Source organism: Planktothrix agardhii, assembly GCF_904830935.1.
In the GTDB taxonomy this organism is placed as follows: Bacteria; Cyanobacteriota; Cyanobacteriia; order Cyanobacteriales; family Microcoleaceae; genus Planktothrix; species Planktothrix agardhii.
In genome coordinates this window covers 558,799-580,382 of the sequence record NZ_LR882952.1, presented here as the reverse complement: position 1 = coordinate 580,382, position 21,584 = coordinate 558,799, and the positions used below count along the sequence as shown (strand labels likewise).

Here is a 21,584-nt window from a genome sequence, read left to right as displayed (position 1 = left end):
AGATAGATGGAAATATTACAACTGATTTAGGATTGCTATAGCAACGGACATGGCAATATATACGCTTGCCATTCCGTGCGTTGGCGCAACCCGCACTTCGCGCTTAAGCACCGAATCCATTATATTAATGTTGATTGGTTTCCATAGCTTGAATAATCTTAACCGTTTCTACACTAACAGTACAAACCCGCATTAATAAGTTAATTACCTGTTCTTTATAGTCCGCAAACCGATAATTATTAAATTGTTTAGCAATAGTTTCATCCTTGGGTTTTTTCTCTTTATATTGGTCTAATATCCATTCCAACGCCGAACGATTTCCTAAGCGATATTCCCAGGCGGTTTTAGGAATATCGGTTAAGCTGGTAACGGTATCAAGGATAATTTCACCTTTGATTTTATCGGCTTTTAATTTGGGTTTAGGGTTGGTGATTTCGGTTTCCGAACTATTAACACGGGTTAGGGGATAGGGGTTAATGGTTTCGTAGTTAATATGAAGTTCCATGAGTTGTTTTCCCCAAGTTACCCACTGTTGAAAGTTATCATAAAAGGGAATACGGGGAAAATCCCGTTTTAGGTTTTGTTCGTATTTTTCTCGATAGATGGGATTATGTAAAACAGCGTAGGTATAATGAAAGATATCAATTTTTTTTATAGTTTTATCGTTGTAATGGGTTTGAAATTGCGTTAAACCCCAGTCAGTAATATTATCAATACAATTTCCTTCTTTATCATAAGAGTATAGGGGTAAACATTGATTAGCACCAGTAACATGAAGTTCAGCAATACAATTCGTTGCTAAACAGTTAAAAGAGCGATTACTTCCAAAACTTTTAAATGTAATATATTTATTGTCTAAATGCTTGTTATTATAGATATTAAACCATTGATAGGTTCTCCCATTAAAGTTTTTATCAAAATATAAATATTGTTTTAAGTAAGGTCTATATAAACTCTTGACTATTTGCTGTTCAGAAAAAGATTTAGAGATTTTTCTTTTTAAATATTGGCTTAAATCAGCATCCCATTTAACACTAAACTTATCTTTGTAATCATTATCTTTTAAGGTTTCTTGATAAACGCTAATTAAATATTTCATTTTTTCGGTTAAATTTTCTAACGATAAATCATAAACCCATTCATCCCGTTGAGTTTTTAACCCAGAAGAAAATAGTTTAAATACTGCGGTTTCTGCTTTACCGCTTTTAACTTCTTTGTCAATTAACGGTAATAAACTATCAAAATTATTATCAGTTTGATTAATCCAGTTATTATTTTTATCGGGGTTATAGTGAATAAAATTAATATTTTGCAATTTATTTTTAGCTAAAAAATCTTTTTTCTCCTCTGCTTTAGCATAATCATCAAAAGCATGATAAAAAACCTTGAATCCTTGTAAGTTTTCATTGCGAATCAAGAAATAAATCGCAACACCAACTCTAATTTGATCACTAAATACATTACCTCCTTCCTGTCGTCTTCTTTCCCCACTGTTACGAGCATTTCCTTTTGTATCAATAATCCAAATTTCATTAAATTCTTCTGCAATAACTTTCCTAAACCCGTCATAAGCTAAAGCATCAATAAAAGAATTATTGGAAACAAAAGCAATAATACCATTGTGACTTAATCGATCTGACGCCCACCGAATAAAACGGGTATACATATCATAAATAACAATTTGATTTTGAGCTTTCCCATATTTAATATAAGTATCTTTAATTCGTTTATCAACTTCTTGATAATAACGATTTGCATTATTTTGATTAAAATTTTCCTGTTTAGCATTATAGGGAGGATTTCCAATAATAACCGAAATCTTGCGATCATTTTGTCGTTTAATTCTAGCGGTATTTTCCACCGTCATCGAGAGTAAATTTAACTGTTTATCCGCAAAAACCGTATGATCTAACGTATCCATAAAACAAATATTGTGAAATCCGGCATAATTCCCCATTTTTTGCTGATAGGTAAACTCAATATTTAAGTTAGCGATATAATAGGGTAAAATCTCCACTTCATTACAATGGATTTCATGCTCGTATTTATAGGGTAATTGAGCTTTGGGTAAATATTCAATTAATTCAGCAATAAATGTTCCCGTCCCCGTGGCGGGATCTAAAATTTCTACATCCTTATCTGCTAAAATTTTACCAAAATGTTTATGGAGTAAATAATCCGTACTCTCAATCATAAACCGGACAATTTCATTAGGAGTATAAACAATTCCTAACTTATCCGCCGCTTTTGGGTTATACGCTTTATAGAAATTCTCATAAACTGCTTTAAGGAATTTTTGCTTTTCGTGATGGTTATAAATATTAGCTGCGGTGCGTCGAATAACCGCATAATAACGCTCAATAGTGCTTAAAGTATTGCGTTTAGTCGCCCCGGTGAAAAAGGTTTCAATCACCGCTTGTAACTGACTAGCAATATTATTTTCTCGGTGAAATTGGGACTCATTGAAAATATTAATAAAGATATCTTCGGTTAAGATATGCTGAATCATCATTTCTCGGATATTTTCTAAACTAATTTCTGGGTTAATAGAATCTTGACAAATTTGCCAAAATTTATCCCTTGCTTGTTGAAAAGGTTTATTAGTAGTAGACTGTTGATCAATTAGCGATCGCAAAGTTGTTAAAATTGTCGGTAAATCTTCTTGAAAATGACTAATAGCGTCTCGAAAATCCTGAACTTCTGGACGCAAATAGTTAATAAAAGCATTAATAGCGTTATCCAATGCTTCCGCATCTCGCATGGATACCCGCAGAATTTCCCCTCCTCCTTGAATTAAAACCACCGTTTGGGAATCTTCAAATAAAATATTATCATCGGGATAACCTTTCGCCAGTTTCTTCTCAATTTCTAAATCTAAATTATCATATTGATCCTTACTTTCCCAATAACCATAATCTAATCTGAGAGCATCTTTAATCGTCCCATCGGGAATAACTGTTTTACCCTTTTTTGTCTTATATTCTAACTCAGGAATTAATAAAAAATCTTTGCTTCTACAATAGTTATTTAACAGATTTTGAAACTCCACGCGGATAGAAGTTTCCTTGCGACTTCCCCCATATTGAATAATTTGATCAACTTTATTGTAATATTGACTAATCAAAAGTTTAGACATAAATCGCTCCTATCCTCAAAACCTATTGATCAAAATAGAATCATTTTTGGGTATATTATAGGAGAATTTAAGAAATACCTAGGGAAATATAGCAATCCTAAATTCGTAATTCATAAAGCGCGGGAATCGACTGCCTTTTGCCATGGTCTTAAACTTTCCATAACAACTTCAAACGCTCCCCGCCTCCCCTGCTTTCTTATTTAACCCGTGTGGCTCGGTTAGCCGGATTTCGTTCAATTTCTCGGGCAGATTTTCCTCGCCAAATTAACTTGATCGGTGTACCTTTAAAGCCCAATTGTTTACGGAATTGACCATCAATATAACGACGGTAATTGTCATTAAATCGTTTAGGATCATTAACAAATAAAACCAGCGTCGGAGGTTTACTACTAACTTGGGTTCCATAGTAGATTTTCCCCTGTTTCCCTTGGCGAGTGACGGGGGCAGAATGCCAACTGATCGCTTCTTCAATCACTTCATTAATCACGGCCGTTGATACTCGTCGTTCATGACCTTCGGCGGCGGTATCAACTAAATTCAGAATTTTTTCAACCCGTTGACCCGTTTTAGCACTGATAAAAATTAATTCCGCCCAATCCATAAAATAGAGTTTGGCTCGAACTTCTTTTTCATAGTCTAAAATAGTATAGGTATCTTTCTCGATCGCATCCCATTTATTCACCACAATTACACAGGATCGACCTTCTTCAATAATCCGATCAGCTAATTTTTGATCTTGATCGGTAACTTGATCAATCGCATCAATCACAAGTAACACCACATCCGCCCGATTAATAGCTTTAAAAGCTCGATTAATCCCAAAAAATTCCGCCCCATATTCCACATTTTTTTTGCGTCTAATTCCGGCGGTATCAATTAAGCGATAGGTTTTTCCATCCCGTTCAATTACCGTATCAATTGCATCTCGGGTTGTACCGGAAATCGGACTAACAATGGCGCGATTTTCTCCTAAAAAGGCATTCAATAAACTTGATTTTCCAACATTAGGACGACCAATAATTGCTACTTTAATTTCTTTTTCAGTTTCGAGTTCATTAATCGGGGGTAAATGCTTAATCAAATCATCTAATAATTCCCCGGTTCCCGATCCATGAATCCCAGAAACCGGATAGGGTTCCCCTAGTCCCAATTCCCAAAAATCGGCGGCTTGAACAATTCCAGTGGTGGGAGATTCACATTTATTTACTGCTAATAAAATCGGTATTGATTGTTCTCGTAACCAACTTGCGATCGCTTCATCCCCACCCGTCAAACCCACCTGACCATCTACCACAAAAATCGCGGCGGTGGCTTCGGTTAAAGCGATCATTGCTTGTTCTCGAATCATGGGCAAAAATTCTGTATCATCATCAAAGACTAAACCGCCCGTATCGACAACTTGAAATTCTCGATCCTGCCAAAAGGCGGGGCGATAGGTGCGATCGCGGGTAATACCGGGCTGATCATGCACAATCGCTTCGGGATTTCCCGCCAAACGATTGGCTAGAGTTGATTTTCCGACATTAGGACGGCCAATAATAGCAACAATAGGTAGAGACATAAACCTGTTTGGTAAGACGTAATTAACGGTAGGAGATATAATTGCTTTTCTCCTATAGTGTGCTGGGGCTAACAGTAATTGGCAAAGGGTTGATTTTGGATTCTGACGCTTTTTGCACAGCATTCTAATTATACATTGAAAATCTACATTAAATCAAACAATTATGGAACGTGGAATTTCACTTTTGGGATTATTTGTTTTTGTAGGAATTTCCTATCTCTGTTCGGTGAATCGTCAAGCGGTGCGTTGGCATCCGGTTTTATGGGGGATTGGATTACAGTTTATTTTAGCCGTACTCATCCTCAAAACTCAGGCTGGTTTTGCTTTATTTGAGTTTTTAGGAAATGCGGTCAGTCACTTTCTTAACTTTTCTGATCAGGGAGCTAAATTTGTTTTTGGAGAAGATTTTCAAGACCATTTTATTGCTTTTAAAGTTTTACCAACAATTATTTTCTTTTCCTCTTTTATTTCTATTTTATATCATTATAAAATTTTACAAAAAATTGTAGAAGCCGTGGCTTGGGTAATGATGCGAACTTTGAAAACATCAGGTTCAGAAACTTTATCCTGTTCGGCGAATATTTTTATCGGACAAACGGAGGCTCCGTTATTAATTAAACCCTATATTTATACCTTAACAAATTCAGAACTTCATGCGGTGATGACTGGGGGATTTGCCACCATTGCCGGAGGGGTGATGGCCGCTTATATTTCCTTTGGCATTCCCGCCGAACATATTCTGGCGGCTTCTGTGATGTCGGCTCCTGCTGCTTTAGCAATTTCTAAAATATTCTATCCTGAAACGGAAATCTCTTTAACTAAAGGAAAAGTTAAAATAGAAGTTCAACCCACTTCTGCTAATGGGATTGATGCGGCGGCAACTGGCGCCAGTGACGGGATGAAATTAGCTTTAAATGTGGCGGCAATGTTAATTGCTTTTTTAGGATTATTAGCCTTAATTAATGGGGTTTTACAATGGTTGGGAAGTTTTTGGGGGATGCCTTCTTTATCTTTAGAAGGAATTTTGGGTTATTTATTTGCTCCGGTGGCTTGGTTAATGGGAATTCCAATCGCAGATTGTTTACAGGTGGGAGTTTTATTGGGTAAAAAAACAGTTCTAAATGAATTTATTGCCTATTTAGATTTAAAACAATTGATCGAAAATTCTCAACAACTCGCTCAAGGCAAGGGGGGAGAAAATAGCGTTTCTACTATTTCTGAACGGGCTATAATTATTTCTACTTATGCCCTCTGTGGGTTTTCTAATATTGGTTCGATTGCCATACAAATTGGGGGAATTTCTGCGATCGCTCCAGAACGACAAGCCGATGTTGCTCGATTAGGAATTAGAGCGATGATCGCGGGTTCTATTGCCTGTTTTATGACCGCTTGTATTGCTGGTATATTATTATAATAAAAAACAGCCCCCATCCTCGTCAAAAAATGATTAATTCTTGTAAAGTAAAACCAAAAACTTGCAACAATATTTTACATTAATTGAGTCGATTCAAAACTACAATATTAATAAAACATAAAAAGATTATTTGCTGTTGCTAGACTTATGAATTATTTTTCTACTTTTGTTTCTCTTTATAAAAAGATATTATAATAATTGTTATGGTTACTGATTCTTGAAATTACTATGACTGCATCTCAATTGATCGTTTCTCCAAAATGGTTAGCAGAACATCTCGAAGATGATAATATTGTGATTGTAGACTGTCGGTTTTCCTTGGCCAATCCCAAATTAGGACAACAACAATATCAAGAAGGTCATCTTCCAGGAGCATTTTATTTAGATTTAGACCAAGATTTATCAAGTCCGATTCAAAAACACGGCGGACGTCACCCCTTACCTAACCCAGAAAAACTATCAGCAAAGTTATCAGAAATTGGTATAACTTCTCAACAAACCTTAGTCGTTGCTTATGATGATTCTCGGTTAGCTTTTGCTTCTCGGTTGTGGTGGTTATTACGTTATTTTGGGCATAATCAAGTTGTTTTATTAGATGGAGGGTTTAGTCAATGGAAAAATTTAGACTATCCCATTAGTTCTAATATTCCTAATCCAAAATTAAGAATATTTAAGCCAGAAATCCAGTCAGAAATGTTAGTTGATATTGAAACTGTAAAAGCTCGAAAAGACTTACCCGGAGTGGTGCTGATTGACTCCAGGGAACCCGAACGCTATTTAGGAAAAACCGAACCCATTGATCCAATTGCTGGATGTATTCCGGGCGCGGTAAATTATCCTTGGCAAGAGGTGACAGAAACCACGGGTTTTGTTAAAATAAACGAACAATCCCAACGCTGGCAGAATATTAAAGACTCAGAAGAAATAATCGTTTATTGTGGTTCAGGAGTTACTGCCTGTGTGAATTTATTTTCCTTAGAATTAGCAGGAATTGATCAAGCTAAATTATATGGAGGAAGTTGGAGTGATTGGTGTTCCTATTTAACAGAAGCACAAAAATCAGATCACGGATTTAAGATGATTACGCAGATTAACACAGATTAAAATTAGAACACGGATTTAAGATGATTACGCAGATTAACACAGATTAAAATCCGTGAAATCCGTGAAATCCTCCTAAATCCTTGATCCTCATTACCCATTACCCATTACCCATTATGCAAACCATAGAAAAAACTAACTCATCTTTCCTTGATACTTCCTTAATTATTGCGGGAAAAACCTTTAAATCTCGGTTAATGACCGGGACGGGGAAATATCGCAACCTCCAAGAAATGCAGGATAGTATTACCGCCAGTGGGTGCGAAATTGTTACCGTGGCCGTTAGACGAGTCCAAACCCAAGCCCCAGGACATGAAGGGTTAGCCGAAGCTATTGATTGGAGTAAAATTTGGATGTTACCGAATACCGCCGGATGTCAAACCGCAGAAGAAGCAATTCGGGTGGCTAGATTAGGACGGGAAATGGCAAAATTATTAGGACAGGAAGACAATAATTTTGTCAAATTAGAAGTAATTCCTGATAGTAAATATTTACTTCCTGACCCGATTGGCACGTTAGAAGCGGCGGAACAGCTAGTCAAAGAAGGTTTTGCCGTTTTACCCTATATTAATGCCGATCCCCTGCTGGCGAAACGTTTAGAGGATGTTGGCTGTGTCACGGTGATGCCTTTGGGTTCTCCCATCGGTTCAGGACAGGGAATTAGAAACGCTGCCAATATTGCCATTATTATTGATAATGCCAGGGTTCCAGTGGTTGTGGATGCTGGTATTGGTGCGCCCAGTGAAGCGGCCTTAGCGATGGAAATGGGGGCGGATGCGTTATTAATTAATTCGGCAATCGCCTTGGCCCAAAATTCCACCGCTATGGCTAGAGCTATGGGAATGGCCACGGAAGCCGGACGTCTGGCTTATCTGGCTGGGCGAATTCCGGTCAAAAGCTACGCTCAAGCGTCCTCACCCCTAACTGGGACAATCGCCGGTTAAATTGTCAGTCTTCAAATTATTAAGTTTTTCCATGGAGTGTAAATTTTTGTTAAATTTTTGTTATTCTTGATCCCAAATAGTAACTTATGGATTTTTCATCATGCCTTATATCAATGAACAAGGTGGACGTCTGAATAACTTCGCAGTGGAACCTAAAGTTTATACAGCCGAACCCCCTACCAATTCACAAAAACGGAATTATATTATCGGTGGTCTTGCTGGGATTGCCTTGATAGGGGTTTTATTATTCCTTGCCTTCACTGTATCCTGAGATATTAATCATTCAGTCCGGGCGGGTTTTGGGTATTTTTACGTTTGCTAATCGTGAAATGCCCCCCGGATTTGAAGCAAACCACAAAGATATAGAGACAAAAAGAATAAGAATAACCCTTAAAAACCTGCCTCTCTCCTGAACCTGAACCGCTAGATGGAAGAAGATAATTAGATGTCCTAGGTGATGGTTTAAGGGTTGATAATGGCGATGACCAATAATTGTTCTGTTTTAGTTTCCCAAACTCATCAGCGAATCTACGATCGTTTACAACAGGCGCTGGCTTTGCAACTTCGCCGTCAAGTTTTTCTTGGAGTTTGTGATAACTTAAATCTGCGAAATCATTTGGCGCTACAGTTACGAACGGATTTTTTATCCAAACATCAGGAGAATATTATACCCCAATCTCCCATTTCTTCAGGTTTAATTAGTGTAAAACTTGATTTAAGTGATCCGAATCCATTTCAGGCAATTATCCAATGGTATGCTCAAAATAAATCTAATGAGAGTCATCCAGATATTATCGGATTTCAAATTTTAGGGGTAGAACATTTAACCCGTCAACCTCCGGCGGTACAATGGTCATTTTTAAGATATTTACGCACTTTAGAAAACCATCTCGACCAATTTGAATTTAGTTTGCTGTTGTGGATTTCTTCCCCTTGGTTATCTTGTATTCAACAGTCAGTACCGGAGTTTTGGGAGCGACGAACCGGAGTATTTGAATGGATCAGTGATCCCACTCCGAGTAACTTGGAGTCGGAGACCATTTCCTTAGATTTTGGGGAAACTTCCGAACCTGTTGAACGGGGTCAAATATCTGATCCGTTGCAGGAACTTCTCGATCAGATTCAACAATTTGAGCAACATTCTGCCCTTTCCTGCTTATCTCCAGCCTATCGTAAATTAGGGAATATATACCGCGATCGCATTTTAGCTGGGGACAATTCAGAACTCAACTATACCCAGGCTATTCAAGCATACGAAAAAGTTTTAGAAATTATTCCAGAATTGAATAAAAGTTCTATTGCTTCCGACGATCTTGATGATTCTATTAATGTTTTTAATGACTTAGGAACATTATATTGGATGGAATTTCGCCAAAGGGTTCAAGAGAATCCAAAATCTCTGGATGTGATGTGTTATTTAGAAAAAAGTATTATTTTTTACCAAAACGCTTTAATGAAAGTTGATCCTGAAATTCAACCAAATTTATATATACAAATCCAAAAAAACTTAGGAGCGACTTATGCAGATTTAGCGACTTGGCAAGATGGGAGTAAAAATTTAGAACAGTCAATTATTGCCTATACAGAAGCCTTATGTTATCTCAATTTTAACCAACCTGAAATTAATATTTCCCAAATTCAAGATTATGCTACAATTCAAAATAATCTGGGAACTACCTATTGGAAACTCGCCCAAAAAACCCAACCTATTCCCCATCTAAAAGCGGCAATTGATTCCTATACTGAGGCGATGGAATTTTATACCCCACAACAAGATCCCCTAAATTATGCCCTGCTACAAACCAATTTAGGCACGGCCTATTGGACATTAAGCCAATATCAACCCTCGGCTAAATTGCTCTTACAAGCTATTTATGCCTATCATCAAGCCTTGACCTATCGGACGACGGCCTCAGCCCCGATCGCCTGTGCAGCTACCTATAATAACTTAGGTATTGTCTATTGGCATTTAGCAAACCACTATCAAAAGTCGGAAATTCGGGCTAAATTTCTGAAACGGGCGATCGCAGCCTATAAAAAGGCTCTCTCTATTGTTACCGATATCAGTCCATCTCAACTCAATTTTGACCCCTTAGCAACCCAGAATAACCTGGGATTAACCCACTATCAACTGGCGACCGACTCTAATTTAAACCTCGAAAAAAAGACTCGCATGGCTTGTTTAAAAGCTGCACTTAGACATCATGTTAAAGCTGTTATTAGTGAGTCAAAACAACCACTCACAGATCATGTTATTTCTAATTCCAAAACCAGCGAACATCATCAAACAACTTTGGGTTATTTACTGCGAACTATTCGGGCTTTCTATAATGAGTCAGGATTACCAGGACAAAATCAGGCTTTATCTCAAATTCCCGCCCATTTACTATCTGAAATATTACCTAAAATTTAGGTTTAAAGTTGTGTCCTAATTCAGCTAAGAATCCCATTGAATAAATAGCCGATACTAATAATACCAAAAGTGACTAGACCAATAAACACGGCTAGAAGTTGGGGACGGAGTACCTTTTTAAGAATTACCATTTCTGGAAAAGATAGGGCTGTTACTGCCATCGTAAAAGATAATACTGTTCCTAGGGGCATTCCTTTATTAACTAAGGCTTCTGTAATTGGCATCACCCCCGCAATATTAGCATAAAGCGGTACACCTAGAATAACAGCAATGGGCACGGCAAAAGGATTATTAGCCCCAGCCCATCTAACGATAAATTCTGTTGGTACATAGCCATGAATTAGGGCTCCAATTGCAATTCCGCCGACCACATAGGGCCAGACTGATTTAACAATTTCAATTGACTGAAATCCTCCTTGTTCAAACCGTTCTTGCCAAGTTATTTGATTTAGATATAAGTCATCATTTTGGGAGATATTCTGACGATTTTTTTGTAATTCCCAAACAAAAGGCTCAACCCATTTTTCTAGTTTGAGTAAACCAATCAGATAACCCGCAATAATCGCTAATATTACCCCAAAGCCAATATAAAATAAAGTTACTTTTAGCCCAAATAATGCCCATAATAAAATCACAGCCACCTCGTTGACCATCGGGGCTGAAATTAAATAGGAAAACGTTACTCCTAGGGGAACTCCTGCTTCTAAGAAACCGATAAATAAAGGCACAGCAGAGCAGGAGCAAAAGGGCGTAATAATTCCTACCAGAGCAGCAACTATATTTCCCCCAAAAGTGCGTTTTCCTTCTAACCAAGATCGGACTTTTTCTGGTTCTAAGAAACTTTGAAAAGTTCCTACTAAAAAGCTAATTACGATCAGTAATGTTAGAACTTTAGGAACATCATATAAAAAAAAGTGCAGACTAGATCCCAAATGGGATTCTAGCGACAACCTAAATACTTGGCTAACGATCTGAGTTGCTAACCAATCAAATGGATAAAAAGGATCAAACATATAGCAATATTATTTGAGTTGTGTTTAAAATTTTGGGGTAAAAGGGAATAGGGAACAGGGAACAGGGAACAGGGATAATACTTCTGTTTCTAAAACCCATTACCTATTACCCATTACCCATTACCTATTACTGATTACTTTTGCAATAAAGGTTTAATTTGATCGGAAGAAATTACCTTTCCTTGACTGACAACTTTGCCATTAATAGCCAGGGCTGGTGTAGATATAACATGGTGTTTGGCAATTTCAATCGGATCGGTAATGTGTAATAATTCCGCCTCAAGATTGAGAGTAGCGATCGCTTCTTTGGCATTCGCTTCTAGTTGCTGACATTTCTTGCAACCTGTTCCGAGTATTTCAACTTTAATCGTGTTCATGGCTGAATTTATGGTTAAATTTGATCGGATAATTGATCCTGACTGGGTAGGGAATGAAAATAGAAGTTTTGGATTATTTTCACCCAATTAGTATTAATTTTGGCGATTAGCAAAATGTTGATGAGCATAAGCCTCAATTGGACAGTTAGGCTTATGCTGAATACCCAAAGCATCCCGGCGTTCGATATACTGTTCTTCTGTCCATTTTTCCTGATCAGCCAGCATTAATAACGACATCACCGCCGCCCTGACTCCCGATGCACAACGGACATAAATCGGTTTTTGAGCTGCGTCAATGGTGTCGCAAAAGGTTTGGAGAGTGCCTTGATTTAGATTCATAGGCGAAACTGGTACACTTGTGTATTTTAACCCCTGGGCTTCGATATCAACGGCATTAAGTTTATTTCCTTCTGCTGTTGGGCAAAGATCGATCAGGCTTTGATAGCCCTGTTTTTGTATATTGTTGATTTCTGTCAAATCCGTAATACTACCGATAGCCAGAGAGTCGTTAATCACTGCAAACATCTGTTTTCCTCAAAAAATAGATTTAATTTCTAACACTAATCATCATAGAGTCTATACTAAGGTATAAGGTCAAGGGGATTGCAGAAATTTTTTTAGGGCTGGTGGTGTTTTCTCAACCTTAATCGGCAGATTGATTGCTATTCTCCTCTAAAACAACACACTGTTTTTCTGGATTGATCGGATCGAGATTATGACGACAACGAGCTACTAAAGGAAGAAGTTCCTCTCGTAAAGCCTGTAATTGACGGATATTGTCCTCGATCGCCTCTAGTTTATTGACTAAGCGATTTTGAACTTCTGAGCAGGTGAGCAGTTGTCCATCTTTCAATGCCAAAATTTCTCTGATTTCTTCCAAGCTCAGGCCCAAGGATTTAGCCCGAACAATAAACTCCAGTCTTTCCATGTCTGATGGACTGAATAGCCGATAACCAGCCTCTGTCCTTTGTGGTGGAGGAATCAGGCCAATGCGTTCATAAAAATAAACAGTTTGGGGATTTAGCCCTAAAATACGGGAAACTGCGCCGATTTGGAACATTGATTTAGTGATTGTGGGTTAAACTCTGTAAAGCAATACAACTAAATTGGTATTTTATTGGGTGTAAGCTCAACTTTTCCATTAACATTGAGATGTCTATTTAATATTCTGGCTCAACCTTCTGCTGAATATGCGTGGTTATGGCATCTGTAAAAATTCTCGTAGTTGATGATGATCCGGCAATACGGAATCTAATAAGTCGCTATCTTAGCCAACAAGACTATCAAGTTGAAATAGCGAGTGACGGCCATTCCGCATTGGAAAGGTTTGAACAGTTCAATCCTGACTTAGTGGTATTAGATCTAAATTTGCCGGATACAACCGGTTTAGCATTGTGTAGGGAAATGCAAAGTCGAACCAGTGTATTTATCCTAATGCTAACCAGCGAAAAAGATCCCAAACTTGGGTTAAAGGAGGGAGCCGATGACTTTGTGACCAAACCCTTTGATTTAGAAGAATTAAACCTTAGAATCAAAGCAATTTTAAAGCGTCAACGAAATCAAGTAGATACACAACCCAAAAATTTAATTTATGGGGATTTAGTCATTGATCCAAATCGTCGAGAGGTTTATATTGGTGGTGAATTAATCGCCCTAAGTGCATTAGAATTTGACCTGCTCTACTGTTTAGCCCGCAAACCGGGTCGAGCCTGGCGACGGCCAGAATTATTGCAGGAAGTGTGGGGTTATGAGTATGAAAACGAGCAGCGGGTTGTTGATGTTCATATTGGTCAGATTCGCAAAAAAATCGAACTGGATGTGGAGCAACCTTCCTTTATAAAAACAATTCGGGGTGTGGGATATATGTTTGATCGGCGCACGGGTGAACGTTAATTGTAATGGATAATTGTCCTATATTCTTAACCATTCATGCCCGATTATCAATCGTTAAATTCTCACGGGCTTTTTAGTTATGAATTCAGCAAAGATTCTTGTTGTTGATGATGATCCGGCAATCCGAAATTTAATTAGTCGTTATTTAAGCCAACAGGATTACCAAATAGAAGTGGCCGCTGATGGCAAGACGGCGTTGAAAGTATTTGAACAGTTCAACCCCGATTTAGTCATTTTAGATCTGAATTTGCCGGATACAACGGGTTTAATATTATGTCGAGAAATGCAAAATCAAACTCATGTTCTGATCCTGATGCTCACCAGTGAACAAGATCCAAAACTCGGGTTAAAAGAAGGAGCCGATGACTTTGTAACTAAACCCTTTGATTTGGAGGAGTTAAGTCTGCGGATTAAGGCTATTTTAAAACGCCGCATATCTATGTCTAATTTAGAACACAAAAATTTAGCCTATCGGGATTTAATTATTGACCCGAATCGGCGAGAAGTCTATCTCAAAGGAGAATTAGTAATTTTAAGTGCGTTGGAGTTTGATCTACTTTATTGTTTAGCCAGTAAACCGGGTCGGGCTTGGAAACGCACAGAACTTTTAGAAAAAGTTTGGGGTTATCAAGACGATAGTAGTGAAGGGGGGCGGGTTATTGATGTTCATATTGGTCAAATTAGAAAAAAAATTGAACCTGACCCTAAAAATCCTTCTTTTATTCAAACGGTTAGAAGTATTGGCTATCGTTTCAATTAATAGAGGGGATTATTAGTATAATGTTTATGGTTTATTGTCTACTCTGGTCTAACTGCTGTCTACGTTCTGTCTTCTGTCCCATGTTCTACTATGCCTAAGTCGGGTCAATCGTCATTTCGCCAGATTTTACTCTCGCAGATTTTACTGCTTAGTCTTCCTGTGTTGCTCGTGGGAGAATATGTTACCTATAGAAAAGCCCGTTCTGGTTTACTCGAAACAGCCCGATTAAATTTAACAGAAAGTGCGAGTAAAAAAGCACAAACCATTAATGAATGGATTGATTTTAACAAGTCTGGTTTGACGATTGCCACCAATAATATTGTTTTACAACCCGAAAAACCTCAACAGTATTCTGTGCTGCTTTCTCAACTTCAGGAGCAGTTTTCTCCCTTGGTTAGTTGTCTCCAATTGACTGATCTACAAACGCAAAAACTGATTGCTACGACCTGCGGGAAAAAGCCTATATATTCTATTCCTAAAAACTTTTGGTCGTCCCAAAAACAGCAAAATCCTGAGATTTATATTAATTATTTAGTTCCCAGTCTCGATCAAAAAAATTCAGAATGGCGAAATCAAATTAAATTAGTATTCAACTCCCCGATTTATGTCAATCAAAACAATAAAAATCAGTTAAAATATTTGTTAAGTCTGCAATCAACTTTATATTTAGAATCGAAAGAACCTCCTAAATCTTTAACGGGATTTACCGTTATTATTGATCAAGGAGGAACAATTATTAGTCATCCAAGTTTGAATAAATTGGGACAAAATATTCAAGATCAAGCCGATGCTAATAGACTCAAAAATTTATTATCTAATGCGTTAGAGAGTAAAAAAAATTCTTTTATTCACTTATTTTATTTTGATCAATCGGGGAATGAACTTCTAGCGGGATATGATTCAATTCCTAGCCCGATTACCTCGGAAAACGATAAGCAATGGGTGATTTTAGCGGTTGTTGATTTACAGCAAGCTCTATCGGGATTAAAAGATATTAAATCGTTGTTAATCTCCTTGGTTTTATCTTTAGTTATTGCCAGTATTATTGCTGCGGTGTATGTTTCTAGGGATTTAGCAATTCCTTTAGAAAAATTGAGAGATTATGCACTCAGAGCTAAAAATTTAGATAGTCCGGGTGATGTTCCTGACAATCTAAGAATAACAGAGTTTAATCAGTTGGCTGAAGCTCTAAATACAATGGTAGCAAGTCTTAGAGCGAGAGCGCAAGCCCTAGAATATGCGTCCAAAGAAGCCCAAGTTGCTAATCAATTAAAAAATGAATTTTTACGAGTTATTTCCCACGAATTAAGAACCCCTTTAAATGGGATTATTAATTCAATTAGTCTGATTCAAGATGGTTACTGTGATACCAAAACAGAGGAGGAAGAATATCTGAAAATTGCCTCGGATTCCAGCCAACATCTATTAAATTTAGTTGATGATATTTTAGATATTGCTTTAATTGAAGAAGGCAAATTATCTGTGATGCTTGAACCCACGGATTTAATGCAAATTGTCAAAGATGCGGTGAATTTGCAAATGTTGGATATTCAACACAAAAACTTAACCCTCGACTTACCCACCCCCGATCAACCGATTATTGTTCAGGCTGATCCTGATAAGTTAAAGCAAGTTTTTATTAATATTCTCAATAATTCTGTCAAATTTACTAAATCGGGAGGAATCACCATTTCTACCCGGATTGAATTGGCTACCAATTCTCTGATTGAGATGCAAAATAATACCGCCTCAAAATCTACGACCGTGCGATATCAAGTTGTAGTCACCATTACCGATACCGGAATTGGTGTGGCGTTAGGACATCAGCAAAAAATCTTTGAACCCTTTGCCATGGCCGATGGTTCAACCACAAGGGAATTCGGGGGAATTGGATTGGGTTTAGCTATTTCTCGCCGTTTAATGCAAATGATGGGGGGTTTTATTACCCTAGATAGTCCAGGTTTAGATCTCGGAACCACTGTGATGATTAGTATTCCCCTATCTGATACTAATACAAAATCACCTTCAACTCAAAGCTCTATTTCTTCCCATCCCGTGATAGCAGAATAGGATTTTAAAACTCATGAATTTGAGACTAATTTAATCCTGATGTCGGGCGATTTTCTGAGCCAAATCAACGAAAATCGCCCGATTTTCTATGCGCTATATATAAGTAGTTGCACAAAATAAATTACCTAGTTGAGAGAGGGAACAGCCCCCCCCAAACCCCCCGTGCACGGGGGGCTAGGGGGGGAGGGAACGCCGGATCTGGGCAGAAGATGTGTAATTAATTTTGTTTAGGTACTTAGCGTAATTGCGTAAGTCCTGAAAGAGTTAAAAACATTAATCGCAGTGTTCCCCTACCTATCCGCCATAATTCCATCCTGTGCTGGCGAGGTTAAGAATTTCGGCTTCTTGATGAACACCTGCGGCGATGACTTCCCCGACGAATACCGTATGGTCGCCGTGTTCAACACAACCCACCACTTGACATTCTACATAACCCAGGGCGGCGGAAATAATCGGACAACCGGTTTCTCCTAGATAAAATTCGATGTCTTCAAATTTGTTTCCCACTCGATGTTGGGGTTTAAAGAATTTCTGGGCGATGTCTTTTTGACCTTCAGCCAGGAAACTGAGGGCGAACACACCACTGGTTTTAATCATGGCATGGGATTTAGAATCATTTTTAACACAGTTGACCACTAAGGGCGGTTCAAAGGAGGCTTGTGTCACCCAACTGGCGGTAAAACCATTGACTTCCTCTCCCTCTTTGACTCCACAAATATAGAGGGCGTGGGGAATTTTACGCAGAATTGTTTTTTTAGCGGCTTCGTCTAACACGGTTTTAATTTAAGTATTGAGTGATTTTACGCAATTAGTTTAGCAAAAAACTAGAAGTTAAGACGGCATTACCCCTAAAACATAATCCCATTGATTTACGGAATGATTTTTGGTGATATCGAAAATGAGTCCGTCTCCTTCGGCGAAAACCTCCCGAATTTGGGGTAATTCTCCAATTTTATTAAAACTCAAAATAGTATAGAGTTTCTGATTTTTATAAATAGTTTCTCCCAGTTTAACATAAAATTCAATCATGCCTCCGCCGGGGGAATGATAGCGTTGAATTTTGTGTTTAGGGGTAAGATGAATCTGATGATTGGGGTTGGAAGCTAAGGGGAAATCTTTTATTGATAAAAGTCCTTTGGTCACTAGATAATTTTTGATTCCCCTAATTCCTTTCTGCACAGATTCGGGATTCATTTCTAACCCGGAACCCAGTTCTAATGTCCAAGATTCTATCTCAAATCTAATATTTTTTCCTAGTTTAGCTAATTCGTTTTCTAAGGCTAACCAGGGCTTCATAAAGGCTTCATCAAAGGCATCCCCATCATAATCATTCATTAATATTCCTGTATCTAATAGAAAGGCATTAGCACTTGCTTCTCGACTGTGAAAACAATATAAATAATCCAGGGCGTTATTCGTTGAACTGTGTAAATCAATCAGATAATCAGCATCTAGGGCTAGGTTTTGGAGTTGATAGCGATAATAATTATTGTAGGAAACTCCGGGGTAACTTCTAATGAGTTTAGCCAGTTGATAAAATTGATTTAAAATAGTTTGACGATATTTTGCTTGAATTTCATCTTGTTCTAAATCCTGATTATCTTGGGCAAATTGGCTAATATCTGCTCCGGTTTTTTCATAATCCCAAAAAATTCTATTCCAGTCTTTGCCATCATAAAGATTATATCGACCGGAGGAAAAATAATGCGATCGCTGATTCACCCCCAAAGGATTACAAACAGGAACTAATAAAATTTCTCCAGTTAACTGAGTCTTATCCAAAGTTATTAAAAAATTAATTAAATCCTGAATTACCGCATTTCCACTAATTTCAGCCCCGTGTAAATTAGATTGTAAATAAACTTTTTTGCCTGGATTTTCGCCTTTAAACTGATAACTTTGAATAAATAATTGATCGCCAGAAGCTAGTTGAATCAAGGGAATAGTTGAAATATTAGGAATCATAAATCAGTCATCAGTAATCAGTTAACAGTTATCAGTTATCAGTTAACAGTTAATAAGTTTACAGTTAATAAGTTTACAGTTAAATGGCAGGTCTCTACACTTTTGAAAAAAATCCATGCTATGATGGGGGTTTTAACGTTAAAATTAGTCTTATTATTTATATTCCTGTGTCCTACTCTACCGAAAACAATCCCCAACTGGATCTCAACGCCCTATTTCCATTTCCCCTGGATGACTTTCAACACGATGCGATTACAGCGTTGGATGATGGAAAGTCCGTTGTGGTTTGTGCGCCAACGGGTTCGGGAAAAACCTTAGTAGGAGAATATGCCATCCATCGGGCCTTAGCAGGGAATCGGCGGGTCTTCTATACCACACCCCTAAAGGCGCTATCCAATCAAAAGTTTCGGGACTTTCGAGAACAGTTTGGGGCGGACAAGGTAGGGTTATTAACGGGGGATATTTCCGTTAACCGGGACGCGGCCGTGGTGGTGATGACTACGGAGATTTTCCGCAATATGCTCTATGGTACACCGATTGGAGAAGTCGGAACTTCCATGGAAGCGGTAGAAGCGGTGGTTTTGGATGAATGCCATTATATGAATGACCGCCAACGGGGGACGGTTTGGGAAGAATCAATTATTTATTGTCCCAGGGAAATTCAATTGGTGGCGTTATCGGCAACGGTGGCTAATAGTGAACAATTAACCCACTGGATTTCTCAAGTTCATGGCCCAACGGAGTTAATTTATTCTACCTTTCGGCCGGTACCCTTACAATATCATTTTTGTAATATTAAAGGCTTCTTTCCCCTATTAGATGATTCCCTGAAAAGAATTAATCCTCGCCTCAAAGAAAAAAAGGGCCTTCCTCCACGGGGTAGACGCAATGATATTCCGAATTTAGGCGCGACTATATCCCATCTAAAAGAAAGGGATATGTTACCTGCTATTTATTTTATCTTTAGTCGGAAAGGTTGCGATCGCTCCGTCGGAGAAGTGCGTCATTTATCCTTAGTTAATGAAGCCGAAACCGCCCGATTAAAAGAGCGAATTGATGCGTTTTTAGCATCGAGTCCCGAAGGCATTCGTCCCGAACAAGTTGAAGTATTATATAAAGGAATAGCCGCCCACCATGCCGGACTATTACCCACTTGGAAAGGGTTAGTGGAGGAGTTATTTCAACAAGGGTTAATTAAAGTAGTCTTTGCCACGGAAACCCTCGCCGCCGGGATTAATATGCCCGCGAGAACTACAGTAATTTCTAGTTTATCAAAACGCACCGATGACGGTCATCGCCTGTTAAAAGCCTCGGAATTTCTGCAAATGTCAGGACGGGCGGGACGGCGCGGCATGGACACCGAAGGCTATGTGGTGACGGTACAAACTCCCTTTGAGGGGGCAAAGGAAGCAGCCTATTTAGCAACATCTAAACCCGACCCCTTAGTAAGTCAATTCAGCCCTAGTTATGGCATGGTCTTGAACTTATTACAACGGCATAGTTTAGAAAAATCTAGGGAATTAGTTGAACGAAGTTTCGGACAATATCTGTCTACAATTAATTTAATTCCTGCCCAAGAAGAAATTGATATTATGCAGGCGGAATTATCGTTAATTGAAGCCCAATTTGGCTTTAGTGGCGAACAAAATATGGCATTGTTGGAAGAAACCCTAGCCAGTTTTGAAAAAGTTTATGACCGTCTACGGGAAGAACGTCGTTTATTAAAATTCCTACAACAGCAAGCCGAAGATGTCCGAATGCACCGGATGGCCCATGACATGGATGCTACCCCCTTGGGTACAACTTTAGGTTTACGGGGAAAAAATGTTCCTACGGCTCGCAAAATTGAGTCTGACCCCATTCCGGCCGTATTAGTCGCCAAAACCCCCAGTTCGGGACAGGCACCCTATTTCCTCTGTTTAGGACGGGATAATCGCTGGTATGTGGTGAGTGCGGCTGATATTGTGATTTTGCAACCCGATTCTAAACGGTTAAATGTGGATTATTTGGAAATTCCTAATATTCCGTTTAAACTCGGTCAATGTCGTAAAGGAGATGAGTTAACCGTAGCCATTACCCAACAAATTCCCGAATTAAATATACCTGAATCGCCCCCAGAAGTCATCGCTCAACAAAAACAAGTCGAACGGTTAGAGTTAGAATTAGACGCCCATCCTATTCATAAATGGGGCAAACCGAATAAACTGTTAAAACGGTGGCAACGCTGGGCAGAATTAAATGAAATGATTGAAGAAATGCGAGGGGAATTAGAAGAAGATTTAGCCCGTCATTGGGATGAATTTATGGCTTTAATTTCAATTTTGCAATACTTTCAAGCCCTAGATGAGTTGAAGCCTACGGATTTAGGACAGGCTACCGCCGCTCTGCGGGGAGATAACGAATTATGGTTAGGGTTAGCCTTGAAGTCGGGGATTTTTGACCAACTTGACCCCCACCATTTAGCAGCGGCCTGTGCAGCTTTGGTAACTGAGGTTTCCCGTCCCGATAGTTGGACGCGCTATGACTTATCGGAGGAGGTAGAAAACGCCCTGGGACAGTTGCGCCATCTGCGCCAGGAATTGTTTAAACAGCAACGACGGTATCGGGTTGCTTTACCCATCTGGTTAGAACGGGATTTAACTGGTTTAATTGAGCAATGGGCTTTAGAAACCGATTGGTTGGAGTTGGTCTCTAATACCAGTTTAGACGAAGGAGATATTGTCCGAATGTTCCGAAGAACTTTAGATTTTCTTTCTCAAATCCCCCATGTTCCTTATTTAAGTGAATCTTTGAAAAAAAATGCCCTACGCGCCCGTCAGTTAATAGACCGATACCCGATTAATGAGGCGGTAGATTAGGGTTTAACATCTTACTAAGGGAGGGAATAGGTAATAGGTAATGGGTAATAGCAAGAGTTTACCCCCCCTGCTCCCCTGC

17 protein-coding genes are annotated in these 21,584 nt (G+C 38.6%); 9 read left to right on the top strand and 8 right to left on the bottom strand.

Annotation, left to right across the window (positions count from 1 at the left end; genetic code table 11):
* Nucleotides 1-124 precede the first annotated feature (124 nt).
* Complete coding sequence (locus NMG88_RS02620; RefSeq protein WP_254035089.1) at nucleotides 125-3,136, bottom strand: type ISP restriction/modification enzyme; 3,012 nt, start codon at nucleotides 3,134-3,136, stop codon at nucleotides 125-127.
* Between the two features lie 196 nt (nucleotides 3,137-3,332).
* Complete coding sequence (gene der, locus NMG88_RS02615) at nucleotides 3,333-4,697, bottom strand: ribosome biogenesis GTPase Der (RefSeq protein WP_254035088.1); 1,365 nt, start codon at nucleotides 4,695-4,697, stop codon at nucleotides 3,333-3,335.
* Nucleotides 4,698-4,860: 163 nt separating this feature from the next.
* On the opposite strand from der, the gene NMG88_RS02610 reads away from it, so the two are divergent.
* The 5 genes from NMG88_RS02610 (at nucleotide 4,861) to NMG88_RS02590 (ending at nucleotide 10,569) form a co-directional block, all read left to right on the top strand.
* A complete protein-coding gene (locus NMG88_RS02610; RefSeq protein WP_227366358.1) occupies nucleotides 4,861-6,111 on the top strand; it encodes a NupC/NupG family nucleoside CNT transporter in 1,251 nt (416 codons plus the stop codon).
* Between the two features lie 228 nt (nucleotides 6,112-6,339).
* Nucleotides 6,340-7,215, top strand: coding sequence for a sulfurtransferase (locus NMG88_RS02605; RefSeq protein WP_042151577.1), 876 nt, complete (start codon nucleotides 6,340-6,342; stop codon nucleotides 7,213-7,215).
* A 113-nt stretch (nucleotides 7,216-7,328) separates the two neighbouring features.
* Complete coding sequence (locus tag NMG88_RS02600) at nucleotides 7,329-8,156, top strand: thiazole synthase (protein ID WP_042151572.1); 828 nt, start codon at nucleotides 7,329-7,331, stop codon at nucleotides 8,154-8,156.
* Nucleotides 8,157-8,256: 100 nt separating this feature from the next.
* Nucleotides 8,257-8,427 carry a photosystem II assembly protein Psb34 gene (psb34, locus tag NMG88_RS02595; protein WP_141294150.1) on the top strand — a complete coding sequence of 57 codons (171 nt, stop codon included), beginning with the start codon at nucleotides 8,257-8,259 and terminating at the stop codon, nucleotides 8,425-8,427.
* 204 nt (nucleotides 8,428-8,631) lie between these two features.
* Nucleotides 8,632-10,569, top strand: a complete 1,938-nt coding sequence (locus tag NMG88_RS02590; protein ID WP_254035087.1) for a tetratricopeptide repeat protein — start codon at nucleotides 8,632-8,634, stop codon at nucleotides 10,567-10,569.
* A 20-nt stretch (nucleotides 10,570-10,589) separates the two neighbouring features.
* Here NMG88_RS02590 and NMG88_RS02585 read toward each other — a convergent pair whose 3' ends face one another.
* From NMG88_RS02585 to NMG88_RS02570, 4 genes are all read right to left on the bottom strand, one after another.
* On the bottom strand, nucleotides 10,590-11,582 hold the full coding sequence (locus NMG88_RS02585) for a permease (protein WP_254035086.1): 993 nt from the start codon (nucleotides 11,580-11,582) through the stop codon (nucleotides 10,590-10,592).
* Nucleotides 11,583-11,716: 134 nt separating this feature from the next.
* Nucleotides 11,717-11,959 carry a thioredoxin family protein gene (locus tag NMG88_RS02580; protein WP_254035085.1) on the bottom strand — a complete coding sequence of 81 codons (243 nt, stop codon included), beginning with the start codon at nucleotides 11,957-11,959 and terminating at the stop codon, nucleotides 11,717-11,719.
* 93 nt (nucleotides 11,960-12,052) lie between these two features.
* Nucleotides 12,053-12,484 (bottom strand): protein tyrosine phosphatase family protein, encoded by a 432-nt coding sequence (locus tag NMG88_RS02575; RefSeq protein WP_254035084.1) that lies wholly within the window; start codon nucleotides 12,482-12,484, stop codon nucleotides 12,053-12,055.
* Between the two features lie 118 nt (nucleotides 12,485-12,602).
* Nucleotides 12,603-13,019 (bottom strand): heavy metal-responsive transcriptional regulator, encoded by a 417-nt coding sequence (locus NMG88_RS02570; RefSeq protein WP_254035083.1) that lies wholly within the window; start codon nucleotides 13,017-13,019, stop codon nucleotides 12,603-12,605.
* A 140-nt stretch (nucleotides 13,020-13,159) separates the two neighbouring features.
* Between NMG88_RS02570 and NMG88_RS02565 the strand changes: the two genes are divergently transcribed.
* The 3 genes from NMG88_RS02565 to NMG88_RS02555 all read left to right on the top strand — a co-directional run bounded on the left by NMG88_RS02565 (nucleotide 13,160) and on the right by NMG88_RS02555 (nucleotide 16,682).
* The gene (locus tag NMG88_RS02565) at nucleotides 13,160-13,852 is read left to right on the top strand and encodes a response regulator transcription factor (RefSeq protein WP_254035082.1); all 693 of its coding nucleotides are present in this window, start codon (nucleotides 13,160-13,162) and stop codon (nucleotides 13,850-13,852) included.
* A gap of 79 nt (nucleotides 13,853-13,931) precedes the next feature.
* Nucleotides 13,932-14,612 carry a response regulator transcription factor gene (locus tag NMG88_RS02560; RefSeq protein WP_026786945.1) on the top strand — a complete coding sequence of 227 codons (681 nt, stop codon included), beginning with the start codon at nucleotides 13,932-13,934 and terminating at the stop codon, nucleotides 14,610-14,612.
* A 90-nt stretch (nucleotides 14,613-14,702) separates the two neighbouring features.
* The gene (locus tag NMG88_RS02555) at nucleotides 14,703-16,682 is read left to right on the top strand and encodes a sensor histidine kinase (RefSeq protein ID WP_043938705.1); all 1,980 of its coding nucleotides are present in this window, start codon (nucleotides 14,703-14,705) and stop codon (nucleotides 16,680-16,682) included.
* A 294-nt stretch (nucleotides 16,683-16,976) separates the two neighbouring features.
* On the opposite strand, the gene NMG88_RS02550 is transcribed toward NMG88_RS02555, so the two are convergent.
* Both NMG88_RS02550 and NMG88_RS02545 read right to left on the bottom strand, forming a co-directional pair.
* On the bottom strand, nucleotides 16,977-17,456 hold the full coding sequence (locus NMG88_RS02550) for a flavin reductase family protein (RefSeq protein WP_026786946.1): 480 nt from the start codon (nucleotides 17,454-17,456) through the stop codon (nucleotides 16,977-16,979).
* Nucleotides 17,457-17,513: 57 nt separating this feature from the next.
* Complete coding sequence (locus tag NMG88_RS02545; RefSeq protein ID WP_254035081.1) at nucleotides 17,514-18,647, bottom strand: M14 family zinc carboxypeptidase; 1,134 nt, start codon at nucleotides 18,645-18,647, stop codon at nucleotides 17,514-17,516.
* A gap of 167 nt (nucleotides 18,648-18,814) precedes the next feature.
* On the opposite strand from NMG88_RS02545, the gene NMG88_RS02540 reads away from it, so the two are divergent.
* Nucleotides 18,815-21,505, top strand: coding sequence for a DEAD/DEAH box helicase (locus NMG88_RS02540; protein ID WP_254035801.1), 2,691 nt, complete (start codon nucleotides 18,815-18,817; stop codon nucleotides 21,503-21,505).
* The last annotated feature ends 79 nt before the right edge of the window (nucleotides 21,506-21,584 follow it).